Source organism: Streptomyces sp. ACA25, from assembly GCF_028200735.1.
Lineage (GTDB): Bacteria > Actinomycetota > Actinomycetes > Streptomycetales > Streptomycetaceae > Streptomyces.
Genome location: NZ_JAQKPV010000004.1, coordinates 84,161 through 101,504 on the forward strand (window position 1 = coordinate 84,161; position 17,344 = coordinate 101,504).

14 protein-coding genes and 1 pseudogene are annotated in these 17,344 nt (G+C 71.2%); 11 read left to right on the forward strand and 4 right to left on the reverse strand.

Annotated elements, in window-relative coordinates; genetic code table 11:
* Window positions 1-17 precede the first annotated feature (17 nt).
* Entirely contained in the window at window positions 18-1,337 is a 1,320-nt protein-coding gene (locus PJ985_RS08400; protein WP_271682966.1) for a phosphoribosyltransferase family protein, read from the reverse strand.
* Between the two features lie 118 nt (window positions 1,338-1,455).
* Between PJ985_RS08400 and PJ985_RS08405 the strand changes: the two genes are divergently transcribed.
* Window positions 1,456-1,941, forward strand: coding sequence for an MSMEG_6728 family protein (locus PJ985_RS08405; RefSeq protein WP_271682967.1), 486 nt, complete (start codon window positions 1,456-1,458; stop codon window positions 1,939-1,941).
* A gap of 7 nt (window positions 1,942-1,948) precedes the next feature.
* On the opposite strand, the gene PJ985_RS08410 is transcribed toward PJ985_RS08405, so the two are convergent.
* Window positions 1,949-3,229, reverse strand: a complete 1,281-nt coding sequence (locus tag PJ985_RS08410; RefSeq protein ID WP_271682968.1) for a hypothetical protein — start codon at window positions 3,227-3,229, stop codon at window positions 1,949-1,951.
* Between the two features lie 237 nt (window positions 3,230-3,466).
* Here PJ985_RS08410 and PJ985_RS08415 point away from each other — a divergent pair, with 237 nt between their 5' ends.
* The 6 genes and pseudogenes from PJ985_RS08415 (at window position 3,467) to PJ985_RS08440 (ending at window position 10,520) form a co-directional block, all read left to right on the forward strand.
* Window positions 3,467-4,111: a TMEM175 family protein gene (locus tag PJ985_RS08415; protein ID WP_271682969.1), complete on the forward strand. Its 645-nt coding sequence runs from the start codon at window positions 3,467-3,469 to the stop codon at window positions 4,109-4,111.
* A gap of 302 nt (window positions 4,112-4,413) precedes the next feature.
* Complete coding sequence (locus tag PJ985_RS08420; RefSeq protein ID WP_271682970.1) at window positions 4,414-7,101, forward strand: glycosyl hydrolase family 8; 2,688 nt, start codon at window positions 4,414-4,416, stop codon at window positions 7,099-7,101.
* A 169-nt stretch (window positions 7,102-7,270) separates the two neighbouring features.
* Window positions 7,271-8,077 carry a class I SAM-dependent methyltransferase gene (locus PJ985_RS08425; protein WP_271682971.1) on the forward strand — a complete coding sequence of 269 codons (807 nt, stop codon included), beginning with the start codon at window positions 7,271-7,273 and terminating at the stop codon, window positions 8,075-8,077.
* 65 nt (window positions 8,078-8,142) lie between these two features.
* Window positions 8,143-8,400: pseudogene (locus PJ985_RS08430) on the forward strand (transposase); the annotation flags it as partial.
* A gap of 477 nt (window positions 8,401-8,877) precedes the next feature.
* Window positions 8,878-10,071 (forward strand): glycoside hydrolase family 64 protein, encoded by a 1,194-nt coding sequence (locus tag PJ985_RS08435; protein ID WP_443033452.1) that lies wholly within the window; start codon window positions 8,878-8,880, stop codon window positions 10,069-10,071.
* A 170-nt stretch (window positions 10,072-10,241) separates the two neighbouring features.
* Window positions 10,242-10,520 carry a TetR-like C-terminal domain-containing protein gene (locus tag PJ985_RS08440; protein WP_271682973.1) on the forward strand — a complete coding sequence of 93 codons (279 nt, stop codon included), beginning with the start codon at window positions 10,242-10,244 and terminating at the stop codon, window positions 10,518-10,520.
* A gap of 107 nt (window positions 10,521-10,627) precedes the next feature.
* Here PJ985_RS08440 and PJ985_RS08445 read toward each other — a convergent pair whose 3' ends face one another.
* Together PJ985_RS08445 and PJ985_RS08450 are read right to left on the reverse strand one after the other, a co-directional pair.
* A complete protein-coding gene (locus tag PJ985_RS08445; RefSeq protein WP_271682974.1) occupies window positions 10,628-10,834 on the reverse strand; it encodes a DUF397 domain-containing protein in 207 nt (68 codons plus the stop codon).
* Window positions 10,831-11,676, reverse strand: a complete 846-nt coding sequence (locus PJ985_RS08450; protein WP_271682975.1) for a helix-turn-helix domain-containing protein — start codon at window positions 11,674-11,676, stop codon at window positions 10,831-10,833. The genes PJ985_RS08445 and PJ985_RS08450 overlap by 4 nt, the downstream gene beginning before the upstream one ends.
* Before the next feature lie 507 nt (window positions 11,677-12,183).
* Here PJ985_RS08450 and PJ985_RS08455 point away from each other — a divergent pair.
* The 4 genes from PJ985_RS08455 (at window position 12,184) to PJ985_RS08470 (ending at window position 17,041) form a co-directional block, all read left to right on the forward strand.
* Window positions 12,184-13,536 carry a PIN-like domain-containing protein gene (locus PJ985_RS08455; RefSeq protein ID WP_271682976.1) on the forward strand — a complete coding sequence of 451 codons (1,353 nt, stop codon included), beginning with the start codon at window positions 12,184-12,186 and terminating at the stop codon, window positions 13,534-13,536.
* A 403-nt stretch (window positions 13,537-13,939) separates the two neighbouring features.
* Entirely contained in the window at window positions 13,940-14,659 is a 720-nt protein-coding gene (locus tag PJ985_RS08460) for a lytic polysaccharide monooxygenase (RefSeq protein ID WP_271682977.1), read from the forward strand.
* A 400-nt stretch (window positions 14,660-15,059) separates the two neighbouring features.
* Window positions 15,060-15,686, forward strand: a complete 627-nt coding sequence (locus PJ985_RS08465; protein WP_271682978.1) for a methyltransferase family protein — start codon at window positions 15,060-15,062, stop codon at window positions 15,684-15,686.
* A 50-nt stretch (window positions 15,687-15,736) separates the two neighbouring features.
* Window positions 15,737-17,041: an MFS transporter gene (locus tag PJ985_RS08470; RefSeq protein WP_271682979.1), complete on the forward strand. Its 1,305-nt coding sequence runs from the start codon at window positions 15,737-15,739 to the stop codon at window positions 17,039-17,041.
* Window positions 17,042-17,344 lie beyond the last annotated feature (303 nt).

Sequence of the window (17,344 nt, forward strand, 5' to 3'; positions counted from 1 at the left end):
CCTCCGGCCGCGGGCCGTCACGCGCCGTGCGGCGCGGCGGTCAGATACCGGGAGAACCAGTCGCGGGCCAGCCCGGCCACCTCGTCCAGCGCCCCCGGCTCCTCGAACAGGTGGGTGGCACCCTCCACCACGGCCAGCTCATTCGGCCCGTGCAGCGCCTCCTGTGCCCGGCGGTTCAGCTCCAGCACCAACTCGTCCTCCTCGCCGACGATCAGCAGCGCGGGCGTGATGACGTCCCGCAGCCGGTCGCCGGCCAGGTCCGGCCGGCCGCCCCGCGACACCACCGCCCCGATCCCGGCGGCCGGATCCGCCGCCGCCCACAGCGCCGCCGCCGCGCCCGTACTGGCACCGAAATAGCCCACCGGCAGCCCTTCCACCGCGGGCTCGGCCCGGAGGCCGCGGGTGACCTGCGCCAGCCGCTCGGCCAGCAGCGCGGTGTCGAAGACATTGGCGCGGTCCTGCGCCTCCTCCTCGGTCAGCAGGTCGAACAGCAGTGTGCCCAGCCCGGCCTCGTTCAGCAGCGCCGCCACGTACCGGTTGCGCGGACTGTGCCGGCTGCTCCCGCTGCCGTGCACGAACACCACCACCGCTGTCGCGTCCTCCGGAACGACCAGCTCACCGCCGAGCTCCACGCCACCCGCCGACACCTCCACCTCACCGTCCCCGGGCCCGGCGCCCGCGCCCTCCGTGCTGCCCGCCTGCTCCTCGCCTCCGGCCGCCAGGCAGGCAAGGACCTCCTCGTCGGTGGTCTGCGCGAAGTCCGTGTAGAACTGCCCGATCGCCATGAAGTCGGCCGGGGTCTCCACACTCACCAGCTCGTCGATGTCCTGCCGCAGCCGAAGCTCCGCGTCCCGTGGCGCCACCGGCACGGCGAGCACCACCCGGGCCGCTCCCCGGTCCCTGGCCGAGCGGCACGCGGCCCGGGCGGTGGAGCCGGTGGCGATGCCGTCGTCCACGACCACCACCGTGCGCCCCCGGACCTCCGGCCGTTGCCGGTCACCGCGGTAGGCCCGGGCCCGGCGCTCCAGCTCGGTGCGCTCCTGCTCCTCCACCCCGGCCAGCTGCTCATCGGAGACCCCGGCGCGCCGCACCACCTCGTCGTTGACGACCCGCACCCCGTCCTCGCCGATCGCCCCCATGCCCACCTCGGGCTGGAAGGGCACCCCGAGCTTGCGGACCACGGCGATGTCCAGCGGCTTGTGCAGCCTCCGCGCCACTTCGGCCGCCACCACCACCCCGCCGCGCGGCAGCCCCAGCACCACCGCGTCCTCGTCCCGCAGACTCCCGAGCCGTTCGCCGAGCCGCCGCCCGGCGTCCGTGCGGTTGTCGAAGACCATGACTGCCTCCCGTCATCTCCCGGACCCCCCGCGTACCCGGCTCACCGGCCCCTGCACCTGGGGGCCGGGCTCCCCGGCGGCCGTGCGGCGCCCGCCGCTCCCGGAGACAATCGGAACCGTGCAGACCTTCCTCCCGTACGGTGACTTCGCCCGGTCCGCCGGGGTGCTGGACGCGCGCCGGCTGGGGAAGCAGCGGGTGGAGGCGCTCCAGGTGCTGCGCGGTCTGACGGTCCCCGGGTACGGCTGGCGCAACCATCCGGCGGTCCGCATGTGGACCGGCTACGAGGAGGCCCTGGTGCGCTACGGCCTGGAGACCTGCCGGGTATGGACGGCCGCGGGCCGCCCGGACACCTGCGCGGCCTCGCTCCTCACCGACTACTCCGCCCGGTACGGCACCACCGCGGTCCGCGTCCAGGAGCAGCTGGCCGAGGCCGGTGAGCTGCCGCCCTGGCTCGGCGATCCGGCGTTCCACCGGAGCCACCGTTCGGCGCTGGTGCGCAAGGCCCCGGAGTTCTACGGTCCGCGGTTCCCCGGCGTACCCGACGACCTCCCCTACGTCTGGCCCGCCTCCGACCGCGACCCCCGGTCCCTCCCCGGCGCCTGACGTGGGACTACGCCGCCAGGCCTGCCCAGCCGGCCGGCGGCGCCTGCCCCACCGGCAGGTCCCGCAGACGGGTGAGGACCTGTGGATCCTGCACGTCCAGCCAGTCGCACAGCTGCCGGAAGGAGACGAAGCGCACGTCCTCGTAGGTCGCCATCTCCCGGAGCGAGTCCTCTACGGCGTCCATGTAGATGCCGCCGTTCCACTGCTCGAAGTGGTTGCCGATGAACAGCGGGGCCCGATTGGAGGCATACGCCCGCAGGAAGCCCTCGAAGAACGCGCCCCGCGCCTCCCGGTACCACTTCGGGTGCTGGGCGGGGTCGCCCTGCGTGACTCCGGACTGGTTGGCCATCAGGTTGTAGTCCATCGACAGCACCTCGAAGCTGCGGCCCGGAAAGGGCAGCGCCTGGAGCGGGAAGTCCCACACGCCTTCCACCCGGGCGGGCCAGCGCTGAAGGCCGCCGGGGGAGCTCGCGTCGTACCGCCAGTCCAGCGCGGCGGCGGTGGGCAGCAGGTTCTGCTGGCCGAGCAGGCAGGGCGTACGCCCGCCGGTCAGCTCCTCGCGGTAGTCGAAGGGCAACGGCTCCACATCGTCGAAACCGGTGTGCGTGCGCCACCGCGTCACGAACTCCACCGCCTGCGTGATCTCGTCCTCCCAGTCCGCGGGAGTCCAGTGCTCGACCGACCCCGGACCGGCGCAGAAGTGGCCGTTGAAGTGCGTCCCTATCTCGTGCCCCTCCAGCCATGCGGCCCGCAACTGTTCCAGGGTCTCCCGGATGCGGTCGTCACCGAGATAGCCGATGTCCGAGGCGCCCACCGGGTTGCCCGGGGGCCGGTAGCGCTGGCGCTGCGACTCGGGCAGCAGGTAGAGGCCGGACAGGAAGAACGTCATGGCGGCTCCGGTCTCCTTCGCGACCTCGCGGAACCGTGCGAAGAGGCCGTCGTCCAGCGAGGCCGCGCCGTCCCAGGAGAAGACCACGAACTGCGGCGGGCGCTCGCCCTTCTCCAGCCGGCGCGGCAGCGGCTGGTGGGGCTGGGGACCGGTGTCGGCGGTGGAGCCGTCCCCGATGAGCCGCGGCCGCTCCACGCTCGGTGCCGCATCGGTGCCCGGGTCCGCACCGCCTCCCGGCCGCCGGTCCGCCCCCGGCCCGGCGGGCAACTGCGACCCCGAGGCGCAGCCGGTGAGTGCGTACCCGCCCGCCCCCAGCAGCCCGGCGGCCCCGAGACCGAGCAGGCTCCTGCGGCGGGGCCCGCCGCCTGATCCGTCCCGCCGCTCCCGCTGTACGTTCATGAGACTGTCCCCCGTCTCCGCCGCACCGCACACACGGAATCTCCGCACGCGGTGTCCTGCCTCCTCACACATTGGACACGCAGGGGGTGGTGACGGCTGTCACGGTCGGGCAACAGATCCGTACCGGGCCGCACAGCCTTCCCCGTCCGCCCCTCCCGTGCCTGCTGCGCCGGGACCTGTTCGCGCCGCGCGGCGTGTACGCACGCTGCGGTGGCTGCTCGCGCCTAAGGTTCCGCTGTGGACAGCGCCGCCGCACAGACCCGTTCCCCGGTGGGCGCCGAGCGTCTCGCCGCGCTGTCGGACGGTGTCTTCGCCATTGCCCTGACCCTGCTGGTGCTCGATCTCTCCCTGCCTCCGGGGCTGGACAGTGCCGAGTTCCGTGCCGAACTGCACCGGACCCTGCCCAACCTGGGGGCCTACGCACTGAGCTTCGCGGTCATCGCCCAGTACTGGCGGGGCCACCGGCAGCTGCTGGCCGCACTGCCGAGCCTGGACGAGCGGGTGACCGCCCTCACCCTGCTGGGGCTCGCGCTGACCGCCCTGCTGCCCTTCCCCACCTCGCTGATCGCCGAGTACAGCGCGGAGCCCTTGGCGGTGGCCTGGTACGCCGGGAATGTCGCCGCCGCGACCGCCGTGCATCTCGCCCTGCTGCTGATCATCCATCGGGAGGGGCCGCTGCCGGGGGCCGCGCCGGTCCGGCGGCTGGATGTCGCCGATCTCGCCCTGAGTTTCGTGGTCTTTCTCCTCTCGGTGCCGCTGGCCTTCGTGTCACCGGGCGGCGCGCTGCTGTTCTGGCTGCTGCTCATCCCGCTCAAGGTCACCATCGGCCACTTCCAGCGCCGCGCCGCCCGCCCCGTACCCCCTGACCGGGGTACGCCTTGACGCTCCGGTGGTTCCTGCTGCCCGCTCTCCTCCGCTGTCCTTCGAAACTTTCCGAAGAACAGTCGCTCCGCTGTGTGGGCAATCGGGGTTTTCCGATGGTCTCCGGTTGTCTGCAGTGAGCTGAAGTGCCCTGGAAATCACAGCTCCCATGGGTTGGCGCGAGTACCGGCCCTCGCTGAAAGGTTCTCGGAAAAATTTCGGGCAGGGGTGATTGACGTGCTCTGGGTCACACCGCAGAATCCGCAGAAGAGCTCAGCTTTGATCTGCACCTGTCAGCCGCCCCTGTGAGGGAGTACACCGTCATGACCGGACGACGACGCCGGATCGAGCGCTCCCTGACCCAGCGCATAGCCCTGCTCGCCGTGCTCGTGATGGCCTGCGCCACGGCGGTCACGCTGACGCCCGAGCGGGCCGAGGCTGCTGACCTGCTCATCACCACGCAGGCCGAGACCATGACGAGCGGGGGAGGCTGCACCGGCATCGAGGACACGCACGTCGTCTACTACTGCAACGGTGACAGCACCTACACCACCTACTCGTTCAGCCAGGCGGGCCGCTACCGCGTCGACGTCCGGGGCGCCTCCACCGCCGCCAACCGGGCCGGCATCAGCGTGTACATCGCGGAGCAGCAGGTGGCCGCGCTCGGCTTCACCGGTACCGACTGGACCGAGCAGTCGGCGGTCTTCGACCTCGCCTCCGGCGGAGAGCGGGAGATCCGGTTCACGCTGGAGGACGACACCGGGCAGAACGACACGCTGATCGATCGGTACGAGCTGTGGTTCGAGGGGGAGACACCGCCCCCGCCCCCCGCGCCGAACCCCCCGGCGACCGGCGCCTTCACGAGCGGTGAGTACCGCAACCTGTTCCAGGAGTGGGACCCCTCCCTCACCGACGCGGCGATCACCGAAAAGCTCGACACCTACTGGGACGCGTTCTTCACCAGCACCGACGACACCGAGCGCCTCTACTACCCGTCCGGGTCCAACGCCAACGGACCCCTCGCCTACATCAAGGACACCGGCAACGACGACGTGCGGTCCGAGGGCATGAGCTACGGCATGATGATCGCCGTCCAGATGGACCGAAAGCCCGAGTTCGACGCCCTGTGGAACTGGGCGCAGACCCACATGCAGCACGACACGGGTCCCCGGGCCGGCTACTTCTGCTGGCAGGCGAGCGAGAGCGGCTCCTGCACGGACAACAACCCCGCCACCGACGGCGAGGAGTACTTCGCCACCGCCCTGTTCTTCGCGGGCCACCGCTGGGGCGACGGCACCGGCATCTACGAGTACACCCGGGAGGCCAACCACCTGCTCGACGTCATGCTGCACAAGGAGGACATGAACGGCGGCGTCGTCGAGAGCGTCACCAACATGTTCGACGCCACCCACAAGATGCCGGTGTTCGTGCCCTACGCCAGCGCGGCGCAGTTCTCCAACCCCTCCTACCACCTGCCGGCGTTCTACGAGCTGTGGGCCCGCTGGGCCGACGGATACGAAGGCAATCAGGCAGCCGACCGTCAGTTCTGGCGGGACGCGGCGAACGTCAGCCGGCAGTACTTCGTGCAGGCCACCCACCCCACCACGGGCCTCAACCCCGACTACGCGGAGTTCGACGGCCGTCCCAACCACACCGGCGACCATGGCGACTTCCGCTTCGACGCCTGGCGCACCTCGGTCAACTGGGCGGTGGACTACGCCTGGTGGGCAGCCGACGAAAGCTCCAAGACCCTCACCGACCGACTGCAGGCATTCTTCGACGCCGAAGGCATCAACGCCTACGCCAACCAGTACTCCCTGGCCGGCAACCCCCTGTCCTCGGACCGCTCTCCCGGACTCATCGCCTCGAACGGCGCGGCCTCGCTCTCCGCGACGCACGCCCGGTCCTGGAAGTTCGTCGAGGCGCTGTGGAATCTGGAACCGCCCACCGGCCGGTACCGCTACTACGACGGGCTGCTGAACTACCTGGGCCTCCTGCACGCCAGCGGCAACTTCCGGATCCATCAGCCCGGGGACAGCGGGCCGCCCGACACCGAAGCCCCCACCGCCCCCACCGGTCTCACCTCCACGGCCGCCTCGTCCAGCAGCGTGACGCTGGCCTGGAACGCGTCCACCGACAACGTGGGCGTGACCGGCTACACCGGCCACCTGGACGGCAGCCCCACCGGCGCGCCCGGCTGCGTCCACGTCACCACCACCGGCTGCACGGTCACCGGCCTGTCCCCGGAGACGTCCTACAGCTTCACCGTCCGGGCGCGGGACGCCGCGGGGAACGTCAGCGCACCCTCGAGCAGCCTCGCCGTCACCACAGCAGCCCCGTCCACCACCGCCCCGGCGGCCCCCTCCGGCCTCACCGCCACCGCGTCCGGGCCGACGGACATCACGCTCAGCTGGACCGACAACTCCGCCGACGAGACCGGCTTCCGGATCGAGCGCCGGACCGGGGCCGACGGCAGCTGGGCGCTGCTCACCACCACCGCACCCGACGTCACCACCCACACCGACACCGGGCTGACCGGCGGAACGTCCTACCGGTACCGGGTGCGGGCCACCAACGCGGCCGGCGACTCCGCCTTCTCCGACGAGGCGGAGGCCACCGCTCCTGGCGTCCCGGTCACCCGCAACGCCTACCAGCAGATCGCCGCCGACACCTACGACGCGGCCTCCGGGGTCACCACCCAGCAGGACGACGGCGGCACTGTCGTGCACCTGACCGGCTCCGGCAGCCGGCTGGTGCTGCGCGACGTGGAGTTCGGCCCGGAAGGGGCGCGGGGCGTCCGGCTGCGGGTCGCCGGCACCGTCCCGGGCGCCAACGTCCACCTCCGCCTCGACAGCGCCACCGCGTCACCGGCCTGCACCGTCTACCCGGACGGCAACGGCAGCTGGCACCTGAAGTCCAACACCTGCTGGCCCCGGCCCACCGGCACCCGGGACGTCCACGTCACCGTCACCGGGCCCGTGACCCTCCACCACCTGGTGTTCACGCGCTGATCGCCGGCCGGGCCGGGAGCCGCACCCGGGCCGGGCTCGGTCCGGCCACCACTGTCCTGCCCCGCCCGGCGCCCAACTCCATTGCGTACTACCGACTTTGAGTGCCCGATGAGAAGCTGATCAGCGACCCACGGGGCCGTCCGGCCGGTGGTCCGGTCGAGGAGGCAGCATGACATCGGTATCCCGCGATTCCTCCGACACGTCCAGGCGGCAGACCTGGGCGAGCGGAGACTACGCCAAGGTGGGCAACTCCTGGATCCTGGTGAGCGAGCTCCTCTGCGAATCCGTCGGCATCGTGCCCGGCCGGCGGGTCCTCGACGTGGCGACCGGCAGCGGCAACGCCGCCCTGGCCGCGGCCCGCCGGATGGGCGTCGCCACCGGCCTCGACTACGTTCCGGAGCTGGTGGAACAGGCCCGGGCCCGGGCCGCCGCCGACCGCCTGGACGTCACGTTCGAGACCGGTGACGCCCAGCAGCTGCCCTACCCGGACGCGTCCTTCGACCGGGTGCTGTCCGTCTTCGGCGTCATGTTCGTCCCCGACCAGCAGCGGGCAGCCGACGAGCTGGCCAGGGTGCTCCGTCCAGGAGGCCGTATCGGCCTGGCCAACTGGGCCCCGGACGGCTTCATGGGGCAGCTCTTCCAGCTCGTCCGTGCCTACGCACCCGAGCCGCCCGCCTCCCCGCACCCGGCCCTGTGGGGAGATCCGGGCCACGTCCGGGAGCTCCTCGGCGGACAGGTGAGCGCGCTCCGCACCGAGGAGCGCCACTGGACGTTCCGCTTCGCGTCGGCCGAGGCGTTCGTGACGTACTTCCGGACCAACTTCGGCCCCCTGAACCGCGCCTTCCACCTCCTGGACGAGGACGGGCAGCACGCCCTCGGCACCGACCTCGCCAAGCTCATCGAGAGCGCGAACACCGTCGGCGACGGCACCGCCACCGTACGCTCCCGCTACCTCGAGGTTCTCGCCGACAAGTGACACCGCGTCGGCCCCCGTACGGTTCCGGAACTGTCTCATTCGGATTTCTTCGCTAGCCTGCTGCTGTGGGCATCGTGGAGCGTCTCGTCCCGGACGCGTTGTGGGAGCTGTTCCAGCAGGTGGTGCCGCCGCCTCCCACCCGGAGGCAGGGCGGCGGCCGGCAGCGGTACGGCGACCGGGAAGTGCTGGCGGCCATCGTCTTCGTCGCGGTGTCCGGCTGCACGTGGCGCCAACTGCCGTCCGTTTTCGGGCCGTCGGGACCCACCGCACACCGGCGGTTCGCGGAGTGGAGCCGGGCCGCGGTGTGGGCCGAGCTGCACCGCAAGGTCCCCGGCGAGCTGGACTCGCCGGCTGACGCCCCGTGGTGCCGCTCCGCCGTCAACGCGGTGCGGATGCGGGCCCTCACCGGCACGAACTGACCCCCGCGTCTCCGCCGCGCCGTCCTTGCTCACCGGTACCTTCCCACCCGCGCCCTTCGGGCCCAGCGCCCCAAGTCCGCGGCACCGAGCCACGTGCCGCAAGTCCGGTGCCCCGCACGCAACCGGAACCAAATGAGACGGCCCTCACCTTGACGCCCTCCTCCCTCCGAACAAGTCTGAGAGCGCGTTCCCGGGACCGGAGGCCTCACCGTCTCCGGGCGCCGGGCGGAGCCGCCCGACAGGCGGCCCCGACGGCCGGGGGCGCAGCATCACCGGCCCACCCCCACAGGGCCGGGCAAAGCGACGCTCGTCACACCTCGCGTGCCCCCCACATGCGTTACTTCACGAGGAGGAACATTCGTGCGTGCCAAGAGAAAAGCTGTGCGTGCCAAGAAGAAGGTGCTGGCGGCCGTAGCCGGTGCCGCGGTCGTCGGCGCGGGCCTCACCACCGCCGGAGTGATGGCCACCGCGGGGGCCTCGCAGCCCGACACCATCCCCGTCACGCTGGAGAACAACTCCGAGCGCGGTGAGCAGATCTACGTCTACGTCATCGGCACCGACCTCGCGAGCGGCCAGAACGGCTGGGCCGACGAGAACGGCACCTTCCACCCCTGGCCCGAGGGCGACAGCCCGCCCGTCGAGGCCCCCGACGCCTCCATGCAGGGACCGGCCGCGGGCGAGTCGATCACCATCGACCTGCCCAAGTTCTCCGGCCGGGTCTACTACTCCTACGGTGAGAAGCTGACCTTCAAGCTCACCACCGGCGGACTCGTCCAGCCCGCGGTGCAGAACCCGGACGATCCCAACGCGGACGTCCTGTTCAACTGGACCGAATACACGCTCAACGACGCCGGGCTGTGGATGAACAGCACCCAGGTCGACATGTTCTCGGCCCCCTACTCGGTCGGTGTCGAGGGTTCCGACGGCACCGTCCAGACCACCGGCGAGCTCAAGCCCGGCGCGTACGGCGAGTTCTTCGACGCCCTGCGGAACCAGGACGGGTGGTCCGACCTGATCCAGACCCGGGAGGACGGCAGCGTGCTGCGCGCCCTCTCGCCCGGCCACGGCATCGGGGTCGGCGGCGTCGCCCCCGACGCGATGGACGACTACGTCAACCGCGTCTGGGACCACTACAGCAACGAGACGCTGACCGTCACCCCGTTCTCCTACGACCCGGACGTGACGTACTACGGCACGGTCTCGGGCGACGTCATGAACTTCACGGACGAGTCCGGCGCGGTCGTCACCAGCTTCGAGAAGCCCGACTCGGACAGCATCTTCGGCTGTCACAAGCAGCTCGACGCCCCGAACGACGAGGTCCGCGGCCCCCTCTCCCGCACACTGTGCGCGGGCTTCCACCGCACCACGCTGCTGACCAATGCCCACCAGCCCGACGAGAACGCGGACGGTTTCTATCAGGACGAGGTGACCAACCACTACGCCCGCCTGGTGCATGAGGCCATGGTCGACGGCAGGGCCTACGCCTTCGCCTTCGACGACGTCGGCGCCCACGAGTCGCTGGTCCACGACGGCGACCCGCAGCACGCCTTCATCACCCTCCAGCCCTTCGACTGAGCTCAGCGAAGCGGCACCGGAACCTTCACCCGGCTCCGGCTCCGGCCCCACGCGTGGCGCCGGAGCCGGAGCCGTCCGCGTTCCTGCGCGTTTCCCGGCGCTGCCGACGGGTGGGCGGCAGGCGGTAGGACGGGAGTCCGTGCCGCCGGATCAGCCACTCGGCGACGAGCATGTTCGGCAGCCACGCCAGGAACGGGACGGCGATCGACGCGGTCGCAGCGGCACAGCGCTGCGGTGCGATGGCCGCGGACCGGTCCGCGGTGGTGGCGGCCCGGTCGGTCTGGGCGACCGTGCACGGTCTGGCCACGTTGCACCCGAGCGGCGGGCCGGCCAAGCTCGGACTCGACGACACACCTGAGCGACTGGCGACCGAAACGCTCGGTACCCTGCTGCGCCTGCCCCCACCGGCGTCACCGGGCGACGTCACCGGCACCCCGGACCCGCACTGAGCGTCCAATCCGCCGTGCCACGCGTGGGCGGCGCTCGGCGGCGCATTTCCACGTCAGTCAGGGCCGTTTCGACGTGGAAATGCGCCACCCCCGGAGTGGGGGACAGGTCAGGGGCGGGTGGCGTAATCCACGAAGGTGGTCCACTGCGTGGTGCCGAACGACAGGGCGGGTCCTGTCAGGTCCTTGGAGTCGCGCACGTGCAGAGCGCGGGGAGAGGCGGCGACCTCGATGCAGGCACCTCCTTCGCTCCCGCTGTAGCTGCTCTTCCACCAGTTCAGTTGAGGGCTGCCGGCCGCAGAATCGGCGATGTTCATAGTCCTCCAAGTGACTTCTCAATGAACGCCAGCGACTCCCGGGGAGGGAGGGCCTGTGACCGGATGATTCCATACCGTGCGGCCATGGCGCGGACCTCGTCGCGATGCGTGATGAGGTTGCTGCGTCCCTGCGTTTCCAGATAAGCCACCTGCTCGCCGCCGTTCGGAGTGATCAGAACGAGCGGACCGTCCGCACCCGCGTGATCCTCTCGATCGGTGGGCATCACCTGGATCTCCACGTTCCGCTTCTGGCCGACGAGGAGCAACTGCTCCAACTGCTCCCTCAGTACTCGACGGCCTCCGAGCGGTCGCTGCAGCACCGCTTCCTCGATGACAAAGCTCATCAGGGGGGCAGGCTTCCGCGCGAAGATGTCCTGACGCGCCATGCGGGCCGCGACTCGTTCCTCGATCGTCTCCTCATCGAGCATGGGACGGCGCATGGAGAGAACTGCCCGGGCGTACTCCTCGGTCTGCAAGAGCCCATAGATCACCTGCGAGTCGTACGAGCACAGCTCGATCGCCAGGGCTTCCAGCTTCGCCGCGTCACGGAAGAACGCCGGGTACCGGGCCCGTGCCACCTCACCCTTCATCGCGCGCAGGATGCCGCCCGCGTCCAGTACCTCGTCCGCCTTGTCGATCAGCTCCGGCTTGGGGATGCGCTTGCCCTGTTCGACCGAACCGATGAGGTCCGGCCCGTACAGGAGCCGGGCGGCCAGCTCCGGCTGCGTCAGCCCGGCCCGTTCCCGGAACAGCTTCACCTGCCTGCCGAAGCTCTTGAGGAACGTCCCCGAGTCCTCGCCGTCCGGCAGTTGGGGCAGCCCTGTTCGTCCTGATCCAGCCATGCTCCGCCACCTCGTGTTCCTGGCTCCGGGTGGCGGGGCCCAATCGGTTCCACCACCGCACTTTTTGTACTCGCACGGTTACCTTCCGTGCGGTTCGGTGTGCCGGCCAGGCTAAGCACACGCCGTCAGGCTTGTCCGCGTGAAGACCGAAAAACCCCCACAAGGCTGACGGTGCCGCCGAGTCGTCGTCGCGCTGTCGGCCGGTCGGGAGTGCGGTCGGCGTCAGCCTGGTGCTCCTGTTGCGGTGGTGATGACCTTCCGCTATCGACGGGCGACGGGCGGGTGCGTGCGGCGCAACTGATGATCGCTGCTCCCCTCATGGGGTACGTGACTGGCCAGGGGAGTGGCTCACGGCAGCTTGGCGCGAAGCCTCACCCGCCCCTGTGTGCGCCCCACCTGCACCTTGCCGGCCCGGGGGTGGCCGAAACCGGGGGGTGGATCCGTAGTCGGTGCCATACTCTGCGCGCACATCGGGTTCGGGGTGCAGGGCGAGAACAGGAACTGGGTATGGCGAAAGCAGGGCCGCGGCCGGCCCGACCCGCACGGGGGATCTTCGACTGCGACGAGGCATACCGCACCCCGTTGCCCGCCGATTATGAACGGGTCCTCACCGGCGGCATGGTGGTCCTGGACGCGAACGTGCTGCTCAATCTCTACCGGTCGAACGAGCGGACCCGCCGTGACACCCTCGCCGTGCTCGGCAAGCTTCAGGACCGGCTGTGGATTCCGCACCAGGTGCTCTCGGAGTTCTGGCAGCTCCGGGAACTGCCCTCCGTCCGGCATCACCACCTCACCAAGGCGCACGAGGTCGGCGCTGCCCTGGACACGGTGCGGCACTCGGCGGAGGACGCGCTCGAACGCTGGGTGTCCGCGGTGCACCTCGGCAACGACGCGCAGGTCACGCGGCAGATCGACGACGCGCTGGAGAGTCTGGCGGCCACCCTGGACGGTCTCCGGGAGCTCATCGAGACCCAGGCCGGGAAGGACTCGCTGCCCGGAACGGCCGGGACGCACACCGATCCGGTCCTCGCGGAGCTGAACGCGCTGCTGATCGGGCGGATCGGGGAGCCGCTGCCGCCGGAGGTGCGGGACGCGGTGGAGCAGGAGGCGCTGAAGCGGGCGGAGAGCGAAATCCCGCCGGGTTATGAGGCTTTCAGGGACCAGCCGGCCGAACGGGCCGCCGGTGACTACGTGCTGTGGGTGCAGCTCATGGCAGAAGCCAAGGGGCGGGGGTGCGACGTCCTGCTGGTGACCGGAGAGGTGAAGAAGGACTGGTGGGCGATCCGTGACGGCGGTATCCCGGCGCGTCCCAGGCCCGAGCTCGTGGCCGAGATGCGGGACCGGGCCGGGGCAGGGCTGTACATGCTCACCCAGAGCGAACTGCTCAGCAAAGCGCAGGAGTTGCTCGGCCAGGAGGTCGATGAGGTGTCGGTGAGCGCTCTGGCGCAGCTGGGCGAAGGGGGCAAGGGCGCGGACCACCTCGAAGAAGGCTGGACCGAGCACTCCCTCCGGGTCTTCATGGACGAGCTCGGGTACCGCTACCCGATCCAGACCAGGGTGATCGTGGCCGCGGCGGCAGGTGAGGGGGTCGTCGACCGGGACACGGTGTACGAGCTCGCCGGCTACCCGGAAGGGCGAACGCTGAAGGGCTTCACCCGGCCGGTCGGCACGGTGGCCAGGGAGCTGGAGAGCCAGGGGGAGCTCACCGGGAACGAGCCGTTCATGCTGCGCACCCTCTACGACGACCCGTCGGCGGAGCGGGCGCCCGCGGCGGGCTTCGGCATCCCCGGGGAGACGATCCCGTTGCTGCGCGAGCTGTACTTCGGGAGCCCGTTGTGGCCCGCTCCTGTGGAGCCGTAGGCCCCGCGGATCGCGATGCCGAACTGCTCTCCTCGCTGCGCGGAGCCTCCGCGAGGACCCGCCGCGCAACGTCGAGAATGAGACAGTCCGACGAACCGCCGCAAACTCGGTGCTTCTGTCCGTCTCCCGGAGGGCCCGAAGCGCTGCCTCTCCCTGCCCGGAGCGCTTCTGACGTGCGGTGTCCGATCGATGCGCCGACGACTCGGGGTGTGGAGGCGCACCGGGACGGTGGGATCTCGCGGCCGGGGGATCCTCGCCGAAAATCGCCTTGGGGTCGAACGGCCCTCGCTCTACGTTGGTCTAGACATGCTGCGGCGTCGGGGCGGCCCGCTGGAGCACTGCCGGTACCGACTCCCTGTACCTGGTGGAGCAGCCAGGTGCGGGCAGAACAGGAGCCCCCCGCATGAGTCTGAGACGATTGCTCTCCACTTCCTTGGCCTTCGTGATGGCCATCCCGCTTGCCCTTGTCATGACCACGGCAACCACGGCCAGTGCGCACGGCTGGATCACCTCCCCGCCCAGCCGTCAGGACCACTGCGCCACCGGCCGCGTCACCGGATGCGGCGGCCTGCAGTACGAACCGCAGAGCGTCGAGGCGCCCAAGGGGTCGCGCCAGTGCAGCGGCGGCAGCGGCTTCACCGTGCTGGACGACGAGAGCAAGAACTGGCCGGTGACGCAGGTCGGCAACTCGGTCACCCTCCAGTGGCGGCTGACCGCCGCGCACAGCACCAGCACCTGGCAGTACTACGTCGACGGAGTCCTCTTCCGGACGTTCGACCAGGGCAACACCCGGCCGCCCTCGGACATCTCGCACACCCTGACCCACCTGCCCCAGGGCCGGCACACGATCCTCGCCGTGTGGAATATCGCCGACACCCCCATGGCGTTCTACGCCTGCGTCGATGTCAACGTCACCAGCGGCGGGGGCGGTGGCACCCCGCCGCCCCCGCCCCCGCCGGTTGCCCCGCCGGAGTGCGCCTCGTCCGACCCCTGGGACGCGACGCGCGCGTATCTGGGCGGCGACACGGTGACCTACAACGGGCACGCCTACCGGGCCGCCTGGTGGGTGCGCGGTGAACGTCCGGACACCTCCAGCGTCTGGAGAGACCTCGGACGCTGCTGAGCCCCGGCCGGGCCCGGTGCCGGTGCCTCCGCACCGCCACCGGGCCCGGCCTTTGCCCCGCACCCCCGCACCCCGCCCTTGCGGAGCCCTCACCACCGTCTGCGAGGAAGGTTTCGGGCGGTGACAGGCCGACCGGGCAGGTGTGCTGCGGCCTGAACTCCGAAGGGCCGCCTCCGCTGCACGCGGTCCACGGCGTCCGCCGGGCTCACCGGCGGCGCCCGCCCAGGTCCGTTGCGCGCCCACAGTGGGAGCGCTCCCAGCATCCGGACAGGAGGGGGTGCGGGCGGCATCCTGGGTACTAAGGTGCGGGGGTGTTGACTGTTACTCATGAGATGGAAGTAATGCTGCGGTTCGATCAGGCACCGGACCACCTGCGCGGCGCGGACGCCGGGAGCCGGCGATGAACGGCTGGGCCGTCACCGCGCTCACGCTGTACGTCGCGTCAGCCGTCGTCGCCTTCGGCGTGCGCTCCCTGACCCACCGGCGCCGCACCGGCGACAGCGGGTTCCGGGGAATCTCCGGAGGCCCCGGTTCGGTGGAATGGTGGGCAGGAGTGCTGTTCGTGCTCGCCCTGCTCGCGGGCGCCGCCGCTCCGATCGCCGCGATGGCCGGACTGTCCACGCTGCCGGGCCTCGGCGCCGACGCGCTGCGCTGGGTGGGGCTGGTGCTCGCCCTGGCCGGGACAGCCGCCACGCTGGCCGCCCAGACCAACATGGGCACCTCCTGGCGAGTGGGGGTGGACGAGCAGGAGCGAACCGAGCTCGTCACCGACGGGCTGTTCACCCATGTGCGCAACCCGGTGTTCACGGCCATGGGGCTGATGGCCGTCGGACTGGCGCTGATGGTGCCCAACCTGGTCGCCGTCCTGTTCCTGGTGGTTCTGGTGGCCGGGCTGCAGCTGCAGGTCCGCGTGGTGGAGGAGCCGTACCTGAAGCGCGTGCACGGCGGCGCCTACCTCGCGTACGGCTCCCGGGCCGGGAGGTTCCTCCCCGGCGTCGGCCGCCTGCGGTCCACCGCCGCGGACTGACCGCCGCCGTCGAGTGGACCCGGGGCGCGGAGTTCCGTACTACTCGACACATGCGCATCCCCCGGGCCTCCTCTCGCAGCGGCCGGGAGGCACCTCGGACCGGTATGGCGGGCCGGGAGTTCCGCCTCCTGCTCGCCGCCACGTTCAGCAGCTTCGCCGGCTTCGCCCCGCTGCTCTCCGTCGTCCCCCTGTGGGCGGCGGAAGGCGGCGCCGGGCACGCGGGGGTGGGTGCGGCCACCGGCGTGACCATGGGGGCCACGGTCGCCGTCCAGCTGTGCATGGGCAGGCTGCTCCGATGGCTTCCCCTGCGCCGCATGCTGCTCCTCGGCTCACTGCTGCTGGGCGTGCCGGTGTTCGCCTACGCGCTCTCCGCCGGCCTGGGATGGGTGCTGACGGTCTCCGCGGTTCGGGGGGCCGGCTTCGGGATGGTTGTGGTGGCGGGCAGCGCCCTGGTGGCGGATCTGGTGCCCGTCAGCCGGCGGGGGAGGGCCATCGGTCTCTACGGGATCGCGGTGGGACTGCCCTCGGTGATCTTTCTGCCGCTGGGGGTCTGGTGCGCCGAGCGCTTCGGGTTCTCCGTGGTGTTCGTGGCCGCCGGCGTGTTCGGTGCCCTGTCGTTGCCGCTGGTCGCCGCCATGTCGCGCCGGCGTTCCGCCCCCGGGGAGGCAGCGGGGCAGAGCGGACGGGGCGGCCCCGCCGGTGCCCCGCTTCCCGCAGCCGGGCACGCGGCTCCCGGGCCTCACAAACCCGCCGTCGGGTACCGGGCCCTGGCGGCACCGTGGCTCCTGATGATCACCGCCGCATGCGCGCTGGGCGGGGTGACCTCGTTCCTCCCGCTCGCTCTCGACGCACCGTCCGCCGCGCCGTGGGCCCTGTTCGTCCTGTCGTCCGGTGTCATCGCCGGGCGCTGGGCGGCCGGGGTCCGCAGCGACCGGATGGGCGTCGTCGGCGGTCTTCTGCCCGTCGCGGTCGCCGCCTGCGCGGCGGGCATGGCCGGGTTCGCCGTGGCCACCGAGGTGACCACAGGAGTCACGGCGCTGGCCGTGGCCGCCGCACTGGCCTACGGGGTGGGCTTCGGAGCCCTGCAGAACGACACCCTGGTGGTGATGTTCCACCGTGCCGGGCCGCAGGGCATCGGCCGGGCCAGCACCGCCTGGAACATGGCCTACGACGCAGGGACAGGGGCGGGCTCCTTCGCCATAGGGCTGCTCGCCCACGCCTTCGGCCTGCGCGGCGCCTTCCTGGTATCCGCTGTCGTCATAGCTCTCGCCCTGCCCCTGGCGTGGCGGGAGACCCCCCGGAAACAACGCGTGCGCCACGCCGGCCAGGAACCCCGGTCACCGGAAGAGGACTGAGAACCCCCGCGCTCCGGTCTCTTTGCACGATGCCGACAACGCCCACTGCCGGCGGAGCGCTCCTCACGGGCTGTGCCATTCACCTCGTGCGGAGGCCCGCCCGCGATCCGGCAGTGGGCGGCCCGCGAACCGGCAGTGCGGAAGACCGGTCCTGCCTAGACTGACCCAGGTTCCGGTGGCCTCCTCCAAAGCAGCGGTGAGAGGGCACGGGACGGAAGGCCGCAGGGCGAGGGGCCACAAGGGGGAGGCGCGGCACCGTGGAGCCACTGAGAGACGACGACCCGAAGGTGATCGGGGGCTTCG

Bases quoted from the DNA above. Each gene is read 5' to 3' on its own strand.
- PJ985_RS08400 (WP_271682966.1), bottom strand. From the start codon at position 1,337: ATGGTCTTCGACAACCGCACGGACGCCGGGCGGCGGCTCGGCGAACGG.
- PJ985_RS08410 (WP_271682968.1), bottom strand. From the start codon at position 3,229: ATGAACGTACAGCGGGAGCGGCGGGACGGATCAGGCGGCGGGCCCCGC.
- PJ985_RS08420 (WP_271682970.1), top strand. From the start codon at position 4,414: ATGACCGGACGACGACGCCGGATCGAGCGCTCCCTGACCCAGCGCATA.
- PJ985_RS08425 (WP_271682971.1), top strand. From the start codon at position 7,271: ATGACATCGGTATCCCGCGATTCCTCCGACACGTCCAGGCGGCAGACC.
- PJ985_RS08440 (WP_271682973.1), top strand. From the start codon at position 10,242: ATGTTCGGCAGCCACGCCAGGAACGGGACGGCGATCGACGCGGTCGCA.
- PJ985_RS08445 (WP_271682974.1), bottom strand. From the start codon at position 10,834: ATGAACATCGCCGATTCTGCGGCCGGCAGCCCTCAACTGAACTGGTGG.
- PJ985_RS08450 (WP_271682975.1), bottom strand. From the start codon at position 11,676: ATGGCTGGATCAGGACGAACAGGGCTGCCCCAACTGCCGGACGGCGAG.
- PJ985_RS08455 (WP_271682976.1), top strand. From the start codon at position 12,184: ATGGCGAAAGCAGGGCCGCGGCCGGCCCGACCCGCACGGGGGATCTTC.
- PJ985_RS08460 (WP_271682977.1), top strand. From the start codon at position 13,940: ATGAGTCTGAGACGATTGCTCTCCACTTCCTTGGCCTTCGTGATGGCC.
- PJ985_RS08465 (WP_271682978.1), top strand. From the start codon at position 15,060: ATGAACGGCTGGGCCGTCACCGCGCTCACGCTGTACGTCGCGTCAGCC.
- PJ985_RS08470 (WP_271682979.1), top strand. From the start codon at position 15,737: ATGCGCATCCCCCGGGCCTCCTCTCGCAGCGGCCGGGAGGCACCTCGG.